The organism is Thioalkalivibrio sp. HK1, from assembly GCA_000583135.1.
Taxonomy (GTDB): domain Bacteria; phylum Pseudomonadota; class Gammaproteobacteria; order HK1; family HK1; genus HK1.
Genome location: JFBG01000059.1, coordinates 14,146 through 33,764, shown reverse-complemented (window position 1 = coordinate 33,764; position 19,619 = coordinate 14,146). Strand labels below are relative to the sequence as shown.

The 19,619-nt window shown below is 59.1% G+C and carries 18 protein-coding genes and 1 tRNA gene; 14 read left to right on the top strand and 5 right to left on the bottom strand.

Translation table 11 applies throughout. From position 1 onward, the window contains the following. Positions 1 to 191 precede the first annotated feature (191 nt). Positions 192 to 461 (bottom strand): 30S ribosomal protein S20, encoded by a 270-nt coding sequence (gene rpsT, locus BF99_RS22620; RefSeq protein WP_081759298.1) that lies wholly within the window; start codon positions 459 to 461, stop codon positions 192 to 194. 236 nt (positions 462 to 697) lie between these two features. On the opposite strand from rpsT, the gene murJ reads away from it, so the two are divergent. The 9 genes from murJ to BF99_RS0114780 all read left to right on the top strand — a co-directional run bounded on the left by murJ (position 698) and on the right by BF99_RS0114780 (position 8,552). After that, positions 698 to 2,281 (top strand): murein biosynthesis integral membrane protein MurJ, encoded by a 1,584-nt coding sequence (gene murJ, locus BF99_RS0114825; RefSeq protein WP_025771555.1) that lies wholly within the window; start codon positions 698 to 700, stop codon positions 2,279 to 2,281. A gap of 101 nt (positions 2,282 to 2,382) precedes the next feature. Further along, a complete protein-coding gene (locus BF99_RS0114820) occupies positions 2,383 to 3,357 on the top strand; it encodes a bifunctional riboflavin kinase/FAD synthetase (RefSeq protein WP_231471403.1) in 975 nt (324 codons plus the stop codon). After that, the gene (gene lspA, locus BF99_RS0114815) at positions 3,350 to 3,931 is read left to right on the top strand and encodes a signal peptidase II (protein WP_081759296.1); all 582 of its coding nucleotides are present in this window, start codon (positions 3,350 to 3,352) and stop codon (positions 3,929 to 3,931) included. The genes BF99_RS0114820 and lspA overlap by 8 nt, the downstream gene beginning before the upstream one ends. Positions 3,932 to 4,108: 177 nt before the next feature. Beyond that, positions 4,109 to 5,059: a 4-hydroxy-3-methylbut-2-enyl diphosphate reductase gene (gene ispH, locus BF99_RS21100; RefSeq protein WP_038098548.1), complete on the top strand. Its 951-nt coding sequence runs from the start codon at positions 4,109 to 4,111 to the stop codon at positions 5,057 to 5,059. Between the two features lie 273 nt (positions 5,060 to 5,332). Further along, a complete protein-coding gene (locus tag BF99_RS0114805) occupies positions 5,333 to 5,770 on the top strand; it encodes a Fur family transcriptional regulator (RefSeq protein ID WP_025771552.1) in 438 nt (145 codons plus the stop codon). A gap of 37 nt (positions 5,771 to 5,807) precedes the next feature. Next, positions 5,808 to 5,883 (top strand) — tRNA-Thr (locus tag BF99_RS0114800). Between the two features lie 19 nt (positions 5,884 to 5,902). Next, positions 5,903 to 7,123: a phosphotransferase gene (locus BF99_RS0114795; protein ID WP_025771551.1), complete on the top strand. Its 1,221-nt coding sequence runs from the start codon at positions 5,903 to 5,905 to the stop codon at positions 7,121 to 7,123. Beyond that, positions 7,120 to 7,692, top strand: coding sequence for a 1,6-anhydro-N-acetylmuramyl-L-alanine amidase AmpD (gene ampD, locus BF99_RS0114790; RefSeq protein WP_025771550.1), 573 nt, complete (start codon positions 7,120 to 7,122; stop codon positions 7,690 to 7,692). Before BF99_RS0114795 ends, ampD begins: the two co-directional genes overlap by 4 nt. 176 nt (positions 7,693 to 7,868) lie before the next feature. Beyond that, positions 7,869 to 8,552 carry a DUF1249 domain-containing protein gene (locus BF99_RS0114780; protein ID WP_231471402.1) on the top strand — a complete coding sequence of 228 codons (684 nt, stop codon included), beginning with the start codon at positions 7,869 to 7,871 and terminating at the stop codon, positions 8,550 to 8,552. A gap of 105 nt (positions 8,553 to 8,657) precedes the next feature. On the opposite strand, the gene BF99_RS0114775 is transcribed toward BF99_RS0114780, so the two are convergent. Beyond that, positions 8,658 to 10,661, bottom strand: a complete 2,004-nt coding sequence (locus BF99_RS0114775) for a transglycosylase SLT domain-containing protein (protein ID WP_197019175.1) — start codon at positions 10,659 to 10,661, stop codon at positions 8,658 to 8,660. A gap of 105 nt (positions 10,662 to 10,766) precedes the next feature. Between BF99_RS0114775 and mazG the strand changes: the two genes are divergently transcribed. Then, on the top strand, positions 10,767 to 11,591 hold the full coding sequence (gene mazG, locus BF99_RS0114765; protein ID WP_038098545.1) for a nucleoside triphosphate pyrophosphohydrolase: 825 nt from the start codon (positions 10,767 to 10,769) through the stop codon (positions 11,589 to 11,591). A gap of 105 nt (positions 11,592 to 11,696) precedes the next feature. On the opposite strand, the gene folE2 is transcribed toward mazG, so the two are convergent. From folE2 to xseB, 3 genes are all read right to left on the bottom strand, one after another. Next, positions 11,697 to 12,518 carry a GTP cyclohydrolase FolE2 gene (gene folE2, locus BF99_RS0114755; protein ID WP_025771545.1) on the bottom strand — a complete coding sequence of 274 codons (822 nt, stop codon included), beginning with the start codon at positions 12,516 to 12,518 and terminating at the stop codon, positions 11,697 to 11,699. A gap of 259 nt (positions 12,519 to 12,777) precedes the next feature. Next, on the bottom strand, positions 12,778 to 13,731 hold the full coding sequence (locus BF99_RS0114745) for a polyprenyl synthetase family protein (RefSeq protein WP_081759294.1): 954 nt from the start codon (positions 13,729 to 13,731) through the stop codon (positions 12,778 to 12,780). A gap of 83 nt (positions 13,732 to 13,814) precedes the next feature. Further along, on the bottom strand, positions 13,815 to 14,099 hold the full coding sequence (xseB, locus tag BF99_RS0114740; protein ID WP_025771541.1) for an exodeoxyribonuclease VII small subunit: 285 nt from the start codon (positions 14,097 to 14,099) through the stop codon (positions 13,815 to 13,817). 487 nt (positions 14,100 to 14,586) lie between these two features. On the opposite strand from xseB, the gene BF99_RS0114720 reads away from it, so the two are divergent. From BF99_RS0114720 to parE, 4 genes are all read left to right on the top strand, one after another. Further along, on the top strand, positions 14,587 to 15,003 hold the full coding sequence (locus tag BF99_RS0114720; protein WP_025771539.1) for a rubrerythrin family protein: 417 nt from the start codon (positions 14,587 to 14,589) through the stop codon (positions 15,001 to 15,003). A gap of 288 nt (positions 15,004 to 15,291) precedes the next feature. Continuing rightward, the gene (locus BF99_RS0114710) at positions 15,292 to 16,644 is read left to right on the top strand and encodes a heterodisulfide reductase-related iron-sulfur binding cluster (RefSeq protein WP_025771538.1); all 1,353 of its coding nucleotides are present in this window, start codon (positions 15,292 to 15,294) and stop codon (positions 16,642 to 16,644) included. Positions 16,645 to 16,680: 36 nt separating this feature from the next. Further along, positions 16,681 to 17,271: a DUF3501 family protein gene (locus BF99_RS0114705; protein ID WP_025771537.1), complete on the top strand. Its 591-nt coding sequence runs from the start codon at positions 16,681 to 16,683 to the stop codon at positions 17,269 to 17,271. A 168-nt stretch (positions 17,272 to 17,439) separates the two neighbouring features. Beyond that, entirely contained in the window at positions 17,440 to 19,614 is a 2,175-nt protein-coding gene (parE, locus tag BF99_RS0114700; RefSeq protein WP_025771536.1) for a DNA topoisomerase IV subunit B, read from the top strand. Positions 19,615 to 19,619: the final 5 nt, after the last annotated feature.

Genomic DNA, 19,619 nt, shown 5'->3' with positions numbered 1-19,619 from the left:
TTGCGATCAAGGCTCGAATCTCTAGGGTTCGAGCCTTGGCCGCAAAAGCGACGATATTGCGAAAGCCGGCTTCGTCGGCGCCCTCGTCGCCATATAAAATCAATATCGATATCAATATCGGGGACGAGTCCCGCCGAACCGAGGCTCGGACGGCGGCAAACCGCCTTGCCGTCTCCTATTCAAGAGGGCGATCAGGCGGATGCGAGGGCTTTGAGTCGGGCGTTGAGCCGTTTTTTATGCCGTGCCGCCTTGTTTTTATGGATGAGGTTTTTCCCCGATGCGCTATCGAGCAGGGGGAATGCGCGCTTGGAAGCCTCTTGTGCACCATTGACATCGTTGCTATCGAGCGCGCGGATCATGCGCTTGATGCTGGTGCGCATCCTCGAGCGCAAACTGGTATTGTGCATGCGTCTTTTTTCGGACTGTCGCGCACGCTTTCTCGCTTGGGAACTGTTGGCCACCGGTTCTACTCTCCTTCGAATCATGAATTCGATGCGACAATATCGATCGAGCGAAGATATTTGCAAATATCCGAAAAAAGGGCATTTGCAAAGTCAACTGGGTATTATGCACCAGCCAAGGCTTCCATGGCAACGCAATTCGATACCTCGGATGTCGATTTCGCTTCGTTCTTTCGACGTTCTTCGATATCCTCCTCGGTAATGCGTTTTTCGATTCATCGATTCCTCGGTTCACGGTGAGCCAATCCCTTCTCAAATCCGTTGCGGCCGTCGGTGCCGGCACCACCGCTTCCAGGGTGCTCGGTTTCGTGCGCGATATCCTGATCGCCCGTGTTTTCGGCGCCGGAGCGGGGGCCGACGCCTTCTTCGTCGCCTTTCGCATCCCGAATTTCCTGCGCCGCCTCTTCGCCGAGGGCGCCTTCTCCCAAGCCTTCGTCCCCATCTTGAGCGAATACCGAGCGCAGCGTTCGCCCGAGGACGTACGCGATCTCCTTTCCCACGTGCTCGGGGCGCTGGCCGGTGGGCTAAGCATTGTGACCGTGGTCGGGGTCGTCTCGGCGCCGTTGTTGATCCTCGTTTTCGCTCCGGGTTTTAGCGCCGATCCGGAAAAATACGAACTGGCGGTGCAGCTGGTTCGGATCACTTTCCCTTATGCCCTGTTCATTTCCTTGGTGGCATTCGCCGGAGGCGTGCTGAACGCATTCGGTCGCTTTGCCGTACCCGCATACACCCCGGTGTTCTTGAATCTATGCTTGATCGCGGCGGTTCTTTGGCTGGCTCCGGTGCTCGAACAGCCGGCATTGGCACTGGCCGTCGGGGTCTTCGTCGCCGGGATCGTCCAGCTCGCCTTTCAGTTTCCCTTCCTCGCCGCGATCGGGATGTTCGTGCGTCCCCGATGGCGGCGGGCTCACGAAGGGGTGGGCCGGGTCATCAAACTGATGATCCCCGCCCTCTTCGGCGTATCCGTTTCCCAGATCAACTTGCTCGTGGATACGGTGATCGCCTCGTTTTTGGTGACCGGAAGCGTGTCATGGCTCTATTTTTCGGATCGGATGATGGAGTTTCCGCTGGGGATATTCGGGATCGCCTTGGCGACGGTCATACTTCCCCACCTTTCCCGCCAGCATGCCCGGACCTTGGATCCGGCGAATTTTTCGAACACCATCGACTGGGCGCTGCGATTGGTATTGGTGATCGCAACGCCGGCAGCGGTGGGACTGGCGATATTGGCCGTTCCCATCATCGCCTCCCTTTTTCATTACGGAGCCTTCACCGCGCACGATGTTCAGATGACGGTGCGCAGCCTCATCGCCTTTTCCGCGGGATTGATCGCCTTCGTTGCGGTCAAGGTCCTCGTCACCGGTTTTTTCTCGCGCCAGGATACCCGGACCCCGGTCCGAATCGGCATGGTGGCGATGGTCGCGAATGTGATCCTCAACCTGTTGCTGATGAAGCCGTTGGCCCATGCGGGGCTTGCGCTTGCGACCACCGTATGCGCGTTCCTCAATGCCGGTTTGCTGCTGCGCAGTCTATTGGCGCAAGATGTCTATCGTCCTCGCCCGGGGTGGATCGCGCTCATATCGCGGGTGTTCATCGCCAACGCCTTGCTGGCCGCGGGATTGTGGTTTGCGCAAGGGGATGTCGCTCGATGGTTGGAGATGGCGGCCACGGAGCGAGCGCTGCGATTGACCCTTCTCGTCTTCGGCGGGGCGGTGGTTTATGCCTTGATCATGCTGGCTTTGGGTCTTCGTCCTCACCATCTTGCGATGCCCGCCGGCGGCGGGGCGGTGTCGGATGCTCGAAGCGACGGCAAAGTATGATCTCCTCGCCGGTACGTTGAGATCTGGCGAGATCCGACGATGAAAGAACCCGTCGGGGGACCCGATCCCTTGGATAAAAGACAGTGTCGGTAAAACCGAGAATGCACGCAAGAGACGGATTGAAAGCCGGATTGGAGTTGATCCGCGGGCGCTACAGCCTGCGACCCGAGCATCGTGGCTGCGTAGCGACCATAGGCAACTATGACGGAGTGCATCGGGGGCATCGGGCTTTGCTGGATCAGCTCGATGCGCTGGCATCGGAGCACGGCCTGCCATCGACATTGATCACCTTCGATCCCTCCCCGCAGGAATTCTTTTCCGCCTCGGCGGCTCCGCCTCGTCTGACTTCGTTGCGCGAGAAGATCGCCTTGCTCTCCTCTTTGCCGCTGGATCGAGTGTTGCTGCTTCGCTTCGACGAACATCTAAGGCGTATGACCTGGGAGAATTTCGTCGATATCGTCTTGGTGAAGGGTTTGGGGGTGCGGGCGGTGCTGGTGGGGGATGATTTTCGTTTCGGGCATAAAGGAGAGGGGGATTTCGATCGCTTGCTCGGTATCGGCGCAAAAAGAGGTTTCGAAGTGGTGCGGATCGAGACCTTTTCGGTGCGCGAACGTCGGGTCAGCAGTTCTTGGGTCCGAAAGGCGCTGGCGCTTGGAGATCTGGCCCTCGCCCGCGACCTGCTCGGCCGCGATTACAGCATCGGTGGGCGCGTCCGCCGTGGCGACGCTCGAGGCCGCACCATCGGTTTTCCCACCTTGAATCTCCCGATGCGCGGCCGCCGGTCGGCGCTGCTCGGGATCTATGCGGTTCGGGTGAAGGGTTTGGGGGATCGGGTGCGAGATGCGGTTGCCTATGTCGGTCCGCGGCCGACCGTCGGGGGAACGGATACGGTGCTCGAGGTGCATGTATTCGATTGGACGGGGGATGCCTACGGTCGATATGTCGAGGTGGTTTTTGTCGCTCACATCCGAGGGGATCGGAAATTCGATTCCTTGGACGCCCTCAAAGATCAGATCGTCGTCGATAGCGCCGATGCTCGCTCGATCCTTGAAAACCGGGCCAAAGCCGATGGGTGAGGAAAAATCCGTGCAGCCCTCCATCGACAAAGACGGTTCGACCGCGGAACTGTCCGATATCCGAGCGGATGCGCCGCCGGATGCGCCTCCGACATCCCGCGGGGCGTTGAAATGGCTGTGGTGTTCGCTGGCGGTGGTGATTGCGGATCAGCTGACGAAAATCGCCGCGCTTCTTTGGATCGATCCTTTGGCTCCCAAAGCCTTGGCCCCGATGCTCAACCTCGTGCTCGCCTACAACCCCGGTGCCGCTTTCAGCATTCTCAGCACCGCCGGCGGTTGGCAGCGCGGGCTTTTCATCGGCTTGGCCTTGGCGGTGAGCGCTTTGGTCGTGCGTTGGCTTTATACGATGCCCCGAAATCAGCGCCTCATGTCATGCGCGCTCTCGCTCCTGCTCGGCGGTGCGATCGGCAACATGATCGATCGGATCCATCTCGGAGCGGTGATCGACTTCATCGATGTGCATGTCGCAGGCCGGCATTGGCCGGCGTTCAATGTGGCCGATAGCGCGATTTGCATCGGAGTGGTGTTACTGATGATCTGCACATTGCGGCCGAATTCGGATTCCGAGGATTGAATCGTCGATCGGAAAATCCATGCGCTTCGATGACGCAAGGGATGAAGCGAAGATCGAAAGGCCGCCGCATCTTTTCGAAGAGCCGCTTTTTATCCACGGAATGCGACTTGGGCGAAGCGTATTTCGATCATCGCGTAGAATTTCGCCTTTGCCGTCCTGCCATGCGAGGTTTTGTCAATGGAGATCGTGCTTGCCACTCCCCGCGGTTTTTGCGCCGGGGTGGAACGGGCCATCGATATCGTGGATCGGGCATTGGAGAAATTCGGCGCCCCGATCTATGTTCGACACGAGGTCGTGCATAATCGGTCGGTGGTCGAGGATCTATCCAAAAAGGGTACGATTTTCGTCGATGAACTCGACGAGATCCCCAACGGGTCGATCGTCATTTTCAGTGCTCATGGCGTTTCCAAGGAAGTGCGCAAGGAAGCGGCCCGACGCGGTTTGCAGGTATTCGATGCCACTTGCCCCTTGGTGACCAAGGTGCACGTCGAAGTCTCGCGTTATCAAAAAGAGGGGCTCGAATGCATCCTCATCGGACATGCGGGTCATCCCGAAGTCGAGGGCACCTTGGGTCAGTTCGATGAGGCCTCGATCGGCGATGGGGCTCGTTCTCGCGGGATTCACCTGCTCGAATCATCCGAGGATGTGGCCGCGCTCGAGGTCGAAGATCCGGAACGTCTTGCCTATATCACCCAGACCACCCTTTCCGTCGACGATGCCGCCGAGATCATCGCCGCCTTGAAGGAGCGTTTTCCCGCGATACGAGGGCCGCGCAAAAGCGATATTTGCTATGCGACGCAGAACCGGCAAAATGCCGTCAAGCGCATCGCCCCCGACTGCGATGTCTTCGTCGTGGTCGGCTCCGTCAACAGTTCCAATTCCAGCCGACTGCGCGAGATCGCCGCTCGTTTTTGCCCATCGTCCCATTTGGTCGATACCGCGGGCGAGCTCGATCCCCGGTGGTTCGAAGGGGCGGGTAGAGTGGGGGTGACGGCGGGTGCTTCCGCACCGGAAGGGTTGGTGCAAGAGGTGGTTGACCGTCTCGTCGAGTGGGGAGGGCAACCGGTCGGTGCGCAAGAAACGACGAGCGAAAACGTGATCTTTTCGCTGCCGAAGGAGCTGGCCTAGGGGCTATCGATGCCCTTCGAACGAAGCGATCGGCCGGGCCATCGACGATTGAGCGATCATGTCGAAGGGGCGATGTTTGGGGAAAGCGAGGCCGAAACCCTTGGAACTCGTGTCGACGGGTGGGCGAGTTGTTGTACTCTATGATCTCGGTGCGACCTTGCAAGTCCGTTTTTTGGCGGGCAGATAGCAAGGCGGGGTTGATTCCTCGCATTCGTCCGACAAGACATCGCCGTCGAAGAACGATCGATGAAGAAACCGACTCGAAGTGGCAAAATGAGGAGAAAGGCCGATGCGGTCTCGACGAAGGCCGATCGCGAGGCGCTCGCCTCTTTGCTGCAAGAGCGCGGGGTCAATCCCACGAAGCAGCGCTTGACCATCGCCGCCCATCTACTGCATCGTCCATGTCATATCAGCGTCGATGAGTTGCGAAGAGCCCTTGTCAAGCAAGATGCGCAGGTCTCGAAGGCGACGATCTACAACACCTTGGGGCTTTTCGTGCGCAAGGGTCTGCTCCGCAAAGTCCTCGTGGATCGAAGCCGGGTGTTCTATGATTCCAATACTTCGAATCACGATCATTTTCATGATGTGGAATCGGGGCTTTTGATCGATATCGCCCCCGGGACCATTCGATTGAACGGTCTGCCCGACTTGCCGCCGGGCACCGCCATCGATGGAATCGAGACCATCATCAGATTGCGCCGGATATCGTGATATCGGATATGAGATGTCCGTCTTGCCAGCCATTTTTGCCGGTGTAGCTCAGTTGGCAGAGCAGCTGATTCGTAATCAGCAGGTCGGTGGTTCAAGTCCACTCACCGGCACCATATCGAAGAAAAACCGGATATGAGCGAGAAGATCCGGATTCTCGGCGCTTCGAAAACCGAGCCCGGGCCGCAAGGCTCGATGGGAGCGACGAGCGAAGGCATCGGATCGAAAGAAACCGCACCTGCGATCCCGATATTGTCGCCGGCGACCGGGGTTCACGCCATCGACGAGGCGCGTTTGGATGATTGGCTTGCAAGACATCTCGAGGGCTTCGGTCGAGGTCTCGATATCAGGCAGTTCGAAGGCGGGCAGTCCAATCCGACCTATCTGATCGAATCCCCGAAGCGGCGGGTCGTCTTGCGCAAGAAGCCCCCGGGGATGCTGCTTCCCACCGCTCATCGGATCGAGCGCGAATACCGTATTCTCTCGTCGTTGGCCTTGACCGAGGTGCCCGTGCCTGCCGTTTTAGGGTTGTGCGAGGATGACTCGGTGATCGGCACCGCCTTTTATTTGATGGATTATTTGGATGGCAGGGTCTTCGTCGACCCTCGCCTGCCTCGGGTTTCCGTCGCCGAACGCCGGGCCTTGATCCTTGCCGCTGCGGCCGGGCTGGCTGCGATCCACTCGGTGGATATCGAAAAGGCGGGGCTTTTGGATCTCGTTCGCCCCGGGGATTATCTGGGGCGTCAGCTGCGGCGCTGGACGAAGCAGTACGAGGCGAGTCGCACGGATGATATCAAGATCATGGATCGACTGGCCGAATACCTGCAAGACTATTACATCGAGTATTTGAGCGGGGCTCCCGACTCGACGACGATCTTCGAAAAGATGAGAAGGGCGAGTTTGGTCCACGGGGATTATCGTTTGGGCAATCTGCTTTTTGCCTTGCACGAGCCTCGTCTTATCGGGGTGCTGGATTGGGAACTGGCGACCGTCGGCGATCCCCTTGCGGATCTTGCTTATGTTTGTATGGCCTTTCATCACGATGTGCCGGGTTATTCCATGCTCGAATCGCCCGGGAGAGCGATAACGGGAATTCCCGATGAGCATGAGATCATCGAGCATTATCTGAAAGGCCGGGGTTTGGAGGGTGCTCCTTCGAACGAGACTTTCGAGAAGACCTCGATGCGAATTCCCCATTGGAATTTCTATCTCGCTTTTTCCTGCTTTCGTTTTGCGGCCATCCTCCAAGGGGTTTATCGCCGGGGGTTGGATGGAAACGCCGCATCCGGCGAGTCCCTTTCCAAACGAGAGATGGTGAGGACCTTCGCCGAATCCGGGTACAGACTGTGCCTTTGAGCTTGGACGAGGCAGGAGAGTGGGTGTCGGGGGCGAGGTATGCGCCCTCGCCGAATTTCGATGTGCGCCCACCGGATTGCGCCCCCGATCTGATCGTGGTGCATGGCATCAGCCTGCCTCCGGGGGAATTCGGCGGACCGTGGATCGAAGCCCTTTTTTGCAATCGTTTGGATGCGCATGAGCATGAATACTTTTCCACCATCTCGGATTTGCGGGTATCGGCCCATCTTCTGATCCGGCGAGAGGGCGAGGTGGTGCAATTCGTGGCCCTGTCGAAGCGGGCGTGGCATGCCGGTTTATCCTCTTGGCAAGGACGGCGTGATTGCAACGATTTTTCGATCGGGATCGAGCTCGAAGGGAGCGATTTCATTCACTATACCTCGGCGCAGTACGATACCCTCGCCTCGCTTTGCGGTCTATTGATGCATCGATGGCCTGCGATTTCACCGGCGCGTATCGTCGGTCACAGCGATATCGCTCCGGGGCGCAAAAGCGATCCGGGTCCCTCCTTCGAATGGGATCGATTCCGGACGCTCCTTCGTTCTTTTATAGGACAATCGCGCACTTGATGGCGGGTTCGAGAAATGAAAAGAGGGGTTGTCGGGTATCCAAAAGATCGAGACTCGAACCCCCTCGTTGACCCGATACACTTCTTTTTTTCTTTGCGATTTCGACGAGGATTTCCTCCAAAGAGGATCGACTATGGATATTCATCATGAGAGATAGGCCGGAGCGAGGATCGTCGATGAAGACGAGAGCGCCGCGCTCATTCGGCGGATACCGAAACGCTCCATCCTCGAATCGCTTCGTCAAGCGCGATATCGCCGGCCTTATCCGCACTTGCGAGGCGAATTACGTTCGTATGATCACCCTGCTTCCCGATATCGACGAACTGCTGGGGCGAAGAGATCGCCTTCATCGCTTGGCGGTGGCGTCCGACCCTCCTTCGGGGGGTGAGAGATCGTTCTCGCCGCGGGATATCTTGCTGATTTCAAGGGTCGTCGGGGCGCAGGATCTCTATCTTCGGATCATCGAGCACCGGCGCTATACGACGGTGGTGAATTTGACCTATCGCCTTTCCCCCGCCGCCATCGATGAGGATTGCCGAGAAAAGAGGGGTGTCGATGGGCCGGCTTGCGAAAAAGGCCGATCCCGCAAAGGCCTCGACGAGGGGCGAGGCGTGCTCGAGCCGAATGCCCGTATCCATATCTATCACGATGCCCGGGCGGCGGAGTTGATTTCGCAAAATCGCCGATCGTCGTTTCGCCTCGATCACGACCCTCGATCCTCGGCGAAGTCACCGAGCCCGACCCCGGAACTCGAACGCAAGTGGCGGATGAATCGGTTCTTGATGAAATGGCTCGGCTTTTGTCTCCACCAAGGGCATATCTTCTTGCCGGGGCTGCCGGGCATGAGCCACTTACCTTAGATATCCGTTCGATGGCTTTTCCTTCGATATTTCCCCTTCGATCCTCGCGCAAGCGATGAAAGGGTGGGCTTTTTTGCCCGCATCGATGGACTTGATTCACCTGATTCAGATTCCGCCTTGTCGGGGCACCTCGGATAGGCGATCTCTCAAGGGGGTGATGGGTAGCCCCAGCCGATATTCGTAAATCGCGGAGTATGTCAGCACCCGACGCACATAACGTCGGGTCTCGGTGAAGGGGATATTGTCGATCCAAGCGATGGCATCGATCGAATCGTCCTTCGGCAGCCAAGTCTTCACCCTTCTTAGCCCCGCGTTATAGGAGGCGGCGGCCAAGGGCAGGCTCCCCTTCGTCGAGTTCAGCATCCGTCGCAGGTAATAACTGCCGAAGTCGAGATTGGTCGAAGGCGAAAGGAGCTGGTTCGTTCCCCGCCACGAAACTCCGAGCGAGCGAGCGATCGACTGCCCGGTTTTCGGCATGATCTGCATCAGCCCCACCGCCCCCGCTCCCGATCGGATATCGGGGATGAAGGCGCTTTCTTGTCGGATGAGGGCGAAGATCACGGCGCTCGATAGATCATGGCGCATCGCCCGCTCGTCGATGGTTTTGCGATAGGGCAAGGGGAAGCGCAGTTCGAGGTCGTCCCATTGCTTGATGCGGGCGATGGTGGCGATCGCCCGTCCATGCCAGTTTGTGCAGCCGGCGATCCACGAGGCCGCAAGGGTCTCTTCCTCGTCGAGGCCCCGTAGCAGGAATTGCCATTCTCTTCGCGCCGCCGTCGAGCGACCCAAACGCATCAGCTCGAGGGCGCGGCGGGTCGGGGCGAGATTTGCGACCCGGCTCACCGTCTCGGCATCGGGAGCGATGGGCTCGTGGTTGAAGCGATAGCTCGCATCGATACGGTCCGCCGCCAAAAAGCCGTAGTAGTCTCGCTTCTTGGCCAGGGATTCGAAGATGCGTCGAGCGCTTTTTTCCTCTCCCGTTTCCTCCAGCGCTCGGGCTTTCCACCAAAGCCAGCGTTCGCGCATGCGCTCATCGCTCGGCATGATCGCGATGCCCTCGAGGACCGCAGGCCATTGTTCGTGCAAAGCCGCACTCGCCACCCGCCAGCGCAGCAGTCGGTGATCGTCGGGGGCGGGATCGACAAGCGGCATCCATTGCAGGGCGCGGCGGTCTCGCCGCAAGGCGAAGGTGAGCGCGATCCGACGGATGGCGGCGGCCCGCACCGTCTCCCCGGCAAGGCCGCGCTCTTCGAGTCGGCGCAGGGCCTCGGCGGCGGCCAAGGGTTCGTTGCGCGCAAGGCGTTCGATGACATGGCGCAGGACCTCTTGGGCTCGATCGGAGTTCTCGTTTACTTGCGCTTGGGCGACTTCGTTCGGCTTGCGATGCAATCGTCGCCACAATGTCGACAGGCGTCGATCCTCATCGCCGAGGAATCGCTCCAAGTAGCGAACCAAGTCAAGGCTGCCTTTTTCCATCGCAAGGCCGATGCGCTGCCATGCGATATCGTCGGAGAATCGATCCGAGGAAAGATAGACCTCGAAGATCGGATCGCAGGCTTTGGGGCGCGATTGACCGAAAAGCCATAGATCTTCGGCTTCGTCGAGGGCGCGCCGATGTTGGCCGGTCTCGTACAGCGCCGATGCGTGGTGGCAGCGAAGGGTGGTCGGTGCATCATCCGAATACCACCGCACGAATCGCTGCCAATCCCCGCGCTTTGCCAGTTTCTCCAACCAACGCTCGCGTATCCATTTCTCCACCGGTCCGCCTGCGTGACGTTCGAGGAAGGATTCGATCGACGCATTCGATGCGCTCGAGATATCCCTTCGCAGGCGGGCATATTCGATATAAGGCAAAAGGGGATAGTCGCCGAGCGTGGCCTGTAGCGCTTCCCATGCCTTTGCGCTGCGCGGCGGATCCTTCTCCGCGCGCTCGAAGCGATCGCGATGTTCTCGGGGAAATTCCATCGCCGGGCAAACGGGGGGCGTCGCCGGGGTCCGGATGGTGATCACCGGCTCCGAATCTCCTTGGTCGGCCTCGATGATCGATACTTCCGCTTCGGGGGCCGCCCCGGGCGAGCCGGCGACCGAGGATAGGGTGCAACCCGCCAAGGTGGCCGCGAGAAGGCCGGCGGCGGCGATTCCTTTGAAGCCGGGATGCCGGCGCGGCGGATCGGTGCGAGCGAATCGCGCTTTGGTAAAAGGGAGCGGTGATCGATGAGTCGAATGGATGAGCTGTTGGGGATCATGATGCGATTGCGCGATCCGAAGAGCGGATGCCCTTGGGATCGGGAGCAGACTTTTCGCACCATCGCGCCCTATACCATCGAGGAGGCTTATGAAGTGGCCGATGCGATCGAACGCGATTGTGCCGACGATCTTGCGGACGAACTCGGCGATTTGCTTTTTCAGGTGGTTTTTCATGCGCAGCTCGCTCGCGAGGCGGGGATATTCGATTTCGATGATGTGGTGAGCGCGATCATCGACAAGATGGTGCGCCGCCATCCGCATGTTTTTCGGCACGAGAGGATGCCGGATGCGCAACAGCAGATTGCATCGTGGGAGACGATGAAAGCGGCCGAGCGTTCGGCGGATCCGTCGATGCGAAGCCATCTCGATGGCATTCCGGTCGCTCTTCCCGCCCTTTCCAAGGCGACCAAGCTCCAAAGCCGAGCCGCACGATGCGGATTCGATTGGTCGGATGCGCAAGGGGTGCTCGACAAACTCGCCGAGGAGAAGGAAGAACTCGCCGAAGCCGTCGCCTCGGGGGAAAAAGCGTCGATCGAGGAAGAGATCGGGGATATGTTCTTCACCCTCGTCAACCTTGCGCGCCACCTCGGGGTCGATCCGGAGGTCGCGGCGCGATCCGCCAATCGAAAATTCGAGCGAAGATTCCGCGCTCTCGAAGAAGAAGTCCGGCGCGAGGAGAGAGCCGCGGCCGCCGGCGATGCCCCGATCCCTAAGCAGCCCATCGAATCATTGGAACGATTGTGGTCTTCGATCAAGGACCGGCAAAGGGAGTCGTCCTCGTCGAAAGGATGATGCCTTCGATGCTTCGAAGCGAGGACGAGCGCATCGGCGCAAGGGAAAGGGCGATATTGCCGAGGCGGACAAAGCGATGCGGCCGTTCGAGTCCGCATCGCTCGTTCACCGCGCAGCGGTATCGGTTTCGCGATCGTGCTGGATGCAGGCATAGGCGGAATGGTTGTGGATCGATTCGAAATTTTCCGCCTCCACCACATAGCTGACGATGCGCTCCTCCTCGTTCAGACGTTGGGCCACATCGCGCACCATATCCTCGACGAATTTCGGGTTTTCGTAGGCTCGTTCGGTGACGAATTTCTCGTCGGGTCGTTTGAGCAGGCCGAATAGTTCGCACGAAGCCTCCGACTCGACGATATCGATCAACTCCTCTATCCACATCCATCCTCGGGTGCGGGCTTGCACGGTGATATGGGATCGTTGGTTGTGGGCGCCGTAGCGGGAGATCTTCTTGGAGCAAGGGCAAAGGCTGGTAACGGGGACCAGCACCTTGACTTCCGTTCGCGGACCGTCGGCATCGATCCGGCCGATCAGGCTCACATCGTAGTCCATCAAACTCGCCACTTTGCTGATCGGGGCGCTCTTGCGGATGAAATAGGGAAAGTGCATCTCGATATACCCGGAGTCGGCTTCGAGCACTGTCACCATCTCGGTCAGCATGTCGCGGAAGGAGCGAACGCTGATCTCGTATTCATGGTTGTTGAGGATGGCCACGAAACGCGACATATGCGTTCCTTTGAAGCTATGGGGAAGCTCGACATACATATCGAAGGTGGCGATGGTGTGTTGCTCGCCTTGAGATCGATCCCGCACCCGGACCGGATGGCGAATGCCCTTGATCCCGACCTTGTCGATCGCGATGTTGCGCGTATCCATCGAGCTTTGCACATCGTCGATCATCGGCTCGTTCGCATCGTCATCGAGCATCGCCTCGGTGGCCAAATCCACGTCTTCCCTATCATCCGCTGCCCCGGTCAGGGCCGAGTTGATCGTCATGGTTGAGTTCGCCTTTTGATGAAAATCGATCGTCCGAATGCCCCTTCGGGGGCGATGATGTCGTCGAATCCGCCGGATTCATTGCCCGATGATGACGGTGAAGACGTGAAGTCGATGTGAAGATGTGCATCCCGTTCGAGATCCGCGCCCTTGCCTCGGGTCTCGATGCGGTCGATCCGCAAGCGTTTTTTCAGTATCGCCGATTGACGATGAATCCGGCGATCCGCCGCAGCGAATCGAAAGCCGGGCCCCAAGATTCGATCTCCGCCAGAGCGCGATCGTGAAGTTCATGCGCTTTGGCTCTAGAAGCGTCGATCCCGATCAGGGCGGGGTAGGTGGGCTTGTTGAGCGCTACATCCATTCCTCGATGCTTGCCCAGGGTATCGGTGTCGCCCTCGATATCCAGAACATCGTCGCGGATCTGAAATGCCAGCCCCGTGCATCGGGCATAGCGATCGAGCGCGGCGAGGATCTTCGAACCCTCGCCCCCGATATTGTCGACGATTCCGACGCTCAAAGCCCCCAATCGGACGCAGGCTCGGATCAGCGCCCCGGTTTTGCGCTCGTGCATATCCTCGAGATCCGAAAGGCGCATCGTTTTTTCGACGGCGGCGAGATCGATCGCCTGTCCGCCCCCCATCCCCGTGGAGCCGATCGCGCGCGCCAAAGTACGAACCATTTCGCCGTTCGCCGGATGCTCCTCGCGCGCCAAGACCTCGAAGGCCAACGACTGCAGTGTATCCCCCGCCAGCAGAGCGTTGGCCTCGCCGAAGACGCGGTGGCAGGTAGGGACACCGCGCCGCAGATCATCGTCGTCCATCGACGGCAGATCGTCATGCACCAGCGAGTAGGCGTGAACCAGCTCCACGGCGCAGGCGGCATCGTCGCTCTTTTTCGATCGACCCTTTATCGCATCGGCCACCGCCAGCACCAAAATCGCCCGCAGACGTTTGCCTCCGTTCAGCACCGAATGACGCATCGCCCGATGGAGTTCCTGCGGGATCAGATCGGGTGCGGGCAGCGCCCGATCCAGCAGCGTGTGGATACGCTTTCGCTCATCGCTCAGCGAGCGTTCGAAAGTCGCATCGTCGCTCGCCGAAGAAGGGAGCGATGGGTGCGTTGTCGATGAGGCGGAAGCGCTCATGGATCACTTGGTATCGATGAAAAGTACCGAACGCAGGCAACGCGTTTCATACGAAACGCCCACCGATGTCATCGGCTTCGGTTTTAGAAGGGACGGTCATCGTCGTAGTCATCGTCGATTTCTTCGTCCTGCCCGTCATCGATCGCATGATCCTTGGCATCCTTGGTGAGGGTCTCGATTCGTTGCTCGGCGAGGGCCAGCGATTCCCGACACTGACGGCTCAACTGTGTTCCTCGCTCGAAGAGCGCCAAGGATTCCTCGAGGCCCGGGGGCGGGTCGGCATCCATGCGATCGACGATTTTTTCCAGATCATCGAGCATCTTTTCGAAAGGGGGCGTTTTCGGGGGCGTTTCGGTTTTTTCATTCATCGGATGATTCTCTATCAAGGCGGCAAGGATGGGTTTTCAAAGGACATCGACGATCCAAAAAACTCGCCGAAGAAGACGGCGATGAATGGGTGATCGAAGAAGATCGAATGAGCGATCGAAGGAGATCGGATTCGATAAAAGACGATCATGACCGAAAAGGCCTCCTCTTATCATAGATTCGTCGGTCGAAGGTCACCATGCCATTTTTCACCGACATCCCCCGGCAGGTCGATTTCGAAGGCGAGCCGATATCGAATCTCTTGAAGCGATCGTTCCTCATCGCCGATTTTTTCGTCGTTTTTCGGATCGAAATCATCTGCGCCGATATTGAATTCGCTTTGCATTGCCCTCATGATATGTCATGATTTAGAATGATTCTAAATCATGCGATCGCAAGATCGACGACCGCCCTTCGGTTTCGGTTCGAAGGATCGACCGTCCAGGCTCGACCATGATCGATTTCGTTTTCCCAAAGGAGAATCATCCGATGGAACTCAAGAACAGCAAGACCGAGCAGAATCTCAAGGACGCCTTTGCCGGGGAGTCCCAAGCCAATCGGCGCTACCTCTACTTCGCCCAAAAGGCGGATGTGGATGGTTATAACGATGTTTCCGCCGTCTTTCGATCCACCGCCGAAGGAGAGACCGGTCACGCCCACGGTCATCTGGATTATCTCAAGGCGGTGGGAGATCCGGCCACCGGGCTGCCCATGGGCACCACCGCCGACAACCTCAAAGCGGCGATCGAAGGCGAGACCCACGAATACACCGATATGTATCCGGGGATGGCCAAGACCGCTCGCGAAGAGGGCTTCGACGATATCGCGGATTGGTTCGAGACGCTGGCCAAGGCCGAGCGCTCTCACGCCAATCGCTTCCAAAAAGCCCTCGATAGCTTGGATTGACAAGAGGCTTCGTTGTCTGCCTTGCGCGGTCGGCCGCATCCCTCGAGATGCGGCCGACCGAGCGCTAAAAAAGCCCCGGTCGGGTCGAAAAGCATTTTTTTCGCTCACCCGGGTGCGCGCGATTGACCGACCGGTAGAATCGCGCGGAGCGAAAAAGAACGAGACCGGCGATGACATCATGATCGATCGCGGCATCGTCATCCGAGCCCGTTTTCCGTCGAGCGCCATTCGACCGCTTCGTTTTCGATCACCTGTGGATGCCACGAAATTTCCCCGAGTATCGCCGCCATGACCGAAAAAAGCCACCGAGAGGGTGGACTTGCCGCTCCGATCCGACATTCGATCGATTGGAAGAATCCGGAATTTCACGACGAGGATTCCTTGTTCGCCGAACTCGAGCGGGTTTACGACCATTGCCACGGATGTCGTCGATGCGTGAGTCTGTGCAAGGCATTCCCGACCCTTTTCGATCTGATCGACGAATCGGCATCGATGGAGCTCGACACGGTCGCCAAAGAGGATTATTGGAAGGTGGTGGACCATTGCTACCTTTGCGATATGTGTTTCATGCATAAATGTCCTTATGTCCCTCCGCACGAGTGGAATATCGACTTCCCTCATTTGATGCTGCGCGCCAAAGTGGTCAAACGGGAAAAAAAGGGCATGAAGTGGCGGGATCGAGTGTTGAGCTCGACCGATGCCTTGGGAGCCGTTGCGGCCAAGCCGGTGGTGGCCTCCGTCGTCAACGCCGTGAACGCCTCGAAGCCGATGCGGGGGCTGCTCGACAAGGTCTTGGGAGTGCATGCCGATGCTTGGTTGCCCCCCTTCGCCTCGAAGACCCTGCGCCGCCGATTGGCAGATCGCCGAGCGGGAGGGGAGCCCTCGGCGGCCAAGGCGACTCCCACCGACGAGACCTCCGGCAAAGTCGCCCTCTTCGCCACCTGCTATTGCAACAACAACGAGCCGCAGGTGGGCGAGGATCTCGTGCGGGTATTCGAGCATAACGACATCCCCGTGACCCTCGCCGCGAGAGAGCGCTGTTGCGGGATGCCCAAACTGGAAAACGGCGATATCGAGGCGGTCGCGCGAGCCAAGGAGGTCAATATTCCGATCCTTTCCGCCTTGGTGGACGAGGGTTGGGATATCGTCGCCCCCGTGCCCTCGTGCGTGCTGATGTTCAAGCAGGAATTGCCCCTGCTTTTCCCGGATGATCCGGAGATCGAGAAGGTCAGGCAAGCCTTTTTCGATCCCTTCGAATATCTGATGCTGCGCCATCGCGCCGGATTGCTCGATACCGATTTCGCCGCCTCTTTGGGCAAGGTCGCCTATCACGTCGCCTGCCATCAACAGGTACAGAATATCGGCCTCAAGACGAGGGATGTGCTCTCCTTGGTTCCCGATACCGAGGTGGTTCCGATCGAGCGTTGCTCCGGCCACGACGGTACCTATGCGGTCAAGCGGGAATTCCATGCGATGGCGGTGGAGATCGCCCGTCCGGTAGCGCGCCGGGTCAAGAGCATCGAGGCCGATTGCTATACCAGCGATTGCGTGATGGCGGGGCATCATATCGAGAGCGTGCTCGGGGATGGATCGAAGCCGGTCGCCCCGATGACCCTGCTGCGCCGAGCCTACGGCATCTGATCCGGATTTTCTTTCGACCGAAGAGGCATTTTTTCGATGGACAAGCTCGTTTGCGCCGATCTGTTTTCCTTGGAGGAATACCATGCGCATCGCCCCGAATTTCGCGAACGCGTCCTCGCCCATAAGCGAGATCGTCAAGTGGCCCTCGGGGACAATGCCACCTTGTATTTCGAAGATCGCCTGACCATCCACTACCAGATTCAGGAGATGCTGCGGGTGGAGCGGATTTTCGAGACCGAGGCCATCGAGGAGGAGTTGGCCGCCTACAACCCCCTGATCCCCGACGGCGAAAACCTCAAAGCCACCTTCATGCTCGAATACGGAGATCCCGAACAGCGGCGAGAAATGCTCGCACAGCTGGTCGGAGTCGAGGATCGGGTTTGGATCGAGGCCGATACGAAGAGCGGCCCGCAGCGGATATTCGCGATCGCCGACGAGGATATCGAGCGCACCACCGATGAGAAGACCTCCTCGGTGCATTTCCTGCGTTTCGAGCTTGGCGCCGAGGTGCGGCAAGCGTTCTTGGGAGACGGCGAGGTGCGTATCGGCATCGATCACGATGGCTATCGCATCGAAGTTGCCTTGGATCCGAAATCCCGCAGGGCGTTGAGTGCGGATTTGGGGTGAAATCTCGAAAAACCCTCCTTTCGCCTTGCGCGATATGCTGCACGGCATAGGCGAACCCTTTGGCTTTCCTTTATGATCAACGGATCGAGCGTATAAGCGCTCGATCCGGTTTTCCGATTTTTTAGATATTTTCGAAGACGATTCGTCGAAGAGGGTTCGCAAGTTTCCATGGCCGCCGATTACGATGCCGCCTCGATCGAGGTTCTCGCGGGGCTCGACCCGGTACGCAAACGTCCCGGGATGTATACCGATACATCACGCCCCGATCATCTTGCCTTGGAGGTCATCGACAACAGCGTCGACGAGGCGCTTGCCGGTCATGCGCACCGGATCGATGTGATCGTGCACGAGGATGGCTCGCTCAGCGTCGAGGATGACGGGCGGGGCATGCCGGTGGATCTGCACCCCGAGGAGGGAATCCCCGGGGTCGAGTTGATCCTCACCCGATTGCATGCCGGCGGAAAATTCTCCTCGAAGAACTATCGCTTTTCCGGCGGGCTACACGGGGTGGGGGTGTCGGTGGTCAATGCCTTGTCGAAGCGCTTGGAGGTGCGGGTTCGGCGAGGGTCCTTGGAATATGCGATGTCCTTCCAAGAGGGCGAGAAGAGCGCCCCGCTTGCGGAGCAAGGATCCGTGGCGCGCGGAAAAACCGGCACCCGCATTCGTTTTTGGCCGCATGAGCGCTATTTCGATTCCCCGAAATTCTCCCTCTCGCGCCTCGTCCATGCGTTGCGCGCCAAGGCGGTCTTGTGCCCCGGGCTTGCGGTTTCCATCGAAGACGAGGGGAGCGGGCGGCGGCATGAATGGTGCTATGAAGAGGGGTTGGGGGTCTATCTGGCCGCCGCCTTGGAGCCGGGAACGCCCTTCCTTCCCGACGATACTCCCTTCACCGGCAATCGCGAAAGCGGAGACGAAGCGGTGGATTGGGCTGTGGTCTGGCTCCCCGAGGGAGGGGAGGGACCGACCGAGAGCTACGTCAACTTGATCCCGACCCCCGCCGGGGGGACGCACGTCAACGGCTTTCGCGCCGGACTGATCGAAGCGCTGCGCGACTATTGCGAATTCCGCTCCTTGCTGCCGCGCGGTTTGAAACTCGCCCCCGAGGATCTTTGGGATCGTTGTCGCTATGTGCTCTCGGTGAAGATGAGCGAGCCGCAGTTCACCGGTCAAACCAAGGAGCGTCTTTCCTCGAGAGAGTGCACCGCCTTCGTTTGGGGGGTGAGCCGGGATCAATTCGCCCTGTGGCTGGGAAAGCATCCCGAGATCGCGGATCGGATCGCCGAGATGGCCATCGCCGGCGCCCAAGAGCGGATGCGTAGCGCGCGTCGGGTGCAGCGCAAGAAGATCGCCTCCGGCCCGGCCCTGCCCGGCAAGTTGGCCGATTGCAGTTCGCAGGATCTCGCTCGCACGGAGCTCTTCTTGGTGGAGGGGGATTCCGCCGGGGGATCGGCCAAGCAGGCGCGAAATCGGGAATTCCAGGCGGTGATGCCGCTGCGCGGAAAGATCCTCAACACTTGGGAGGTCGATCCGAGGGAGGTTCTTTCATCCCAAGAGGTCAGCGATATCGCCACCGCCATCGGCGTCGACCCGGGTTCCGACGATCTCGATGGTCTGCGCTACGGCAAGATCTGCATCCTCGCCGATGCCGACTCCGACGGAGCGCATATCGCCACTTTGCTTTGCGCCCTCTTCCTGCGTCATTTTCGGGCGTTGATCGAGGACGGGCGCATATTCGTGGCGATGCCGCCGCTTTATCGGATCGATATCGGCAACGATGTTCACTATGCCCTCGACGACGATGAGCGCCAAGCCGTATTGGATCGCATTGCAGCGAAAAAGCGAAAAGGCAAGGTCGGCATCCAGCGCTTCAAGGGCTTGGGGGAGATGAATCCCTTGCAGTTGCGCGAGACCACCATCGCCCCCGAGACGCGGCGTCTGGTCAGGCTCACCATCGAAGCCGGCGATGATACCGGCGAAGTCGTCGATCGCCTGCTCGCCAAAAAGCGCTCGGCGGATCGGCGCGCGTGGTTGACGCAAAGCGGCAATCTCGCCGATCTTCCTCAGCTCGCAGGTGCCGAATCGGCGCCCGTCGATGCCGATCCGCAGTCGAACGAGGACGAGATATCCTCTCCTACGGCCGGAATCCCATCGGGAGCGCCGCCGGAAATGAACCGGATGCAAGAAGGGTCGCACAAGAAAGCGCCCGAACGAAAAGACAACGAGCGAAAAGAACCCGAAAGAGCGTCGATCGCCAAGCCCCCGCCCTCGAAGACCCCCCGTCTTCGAAGATCGACTCCGGCTCCGGCCAAGAAAGAGCCCGAGGATATCCCCCTCGATCTTTGAAACGA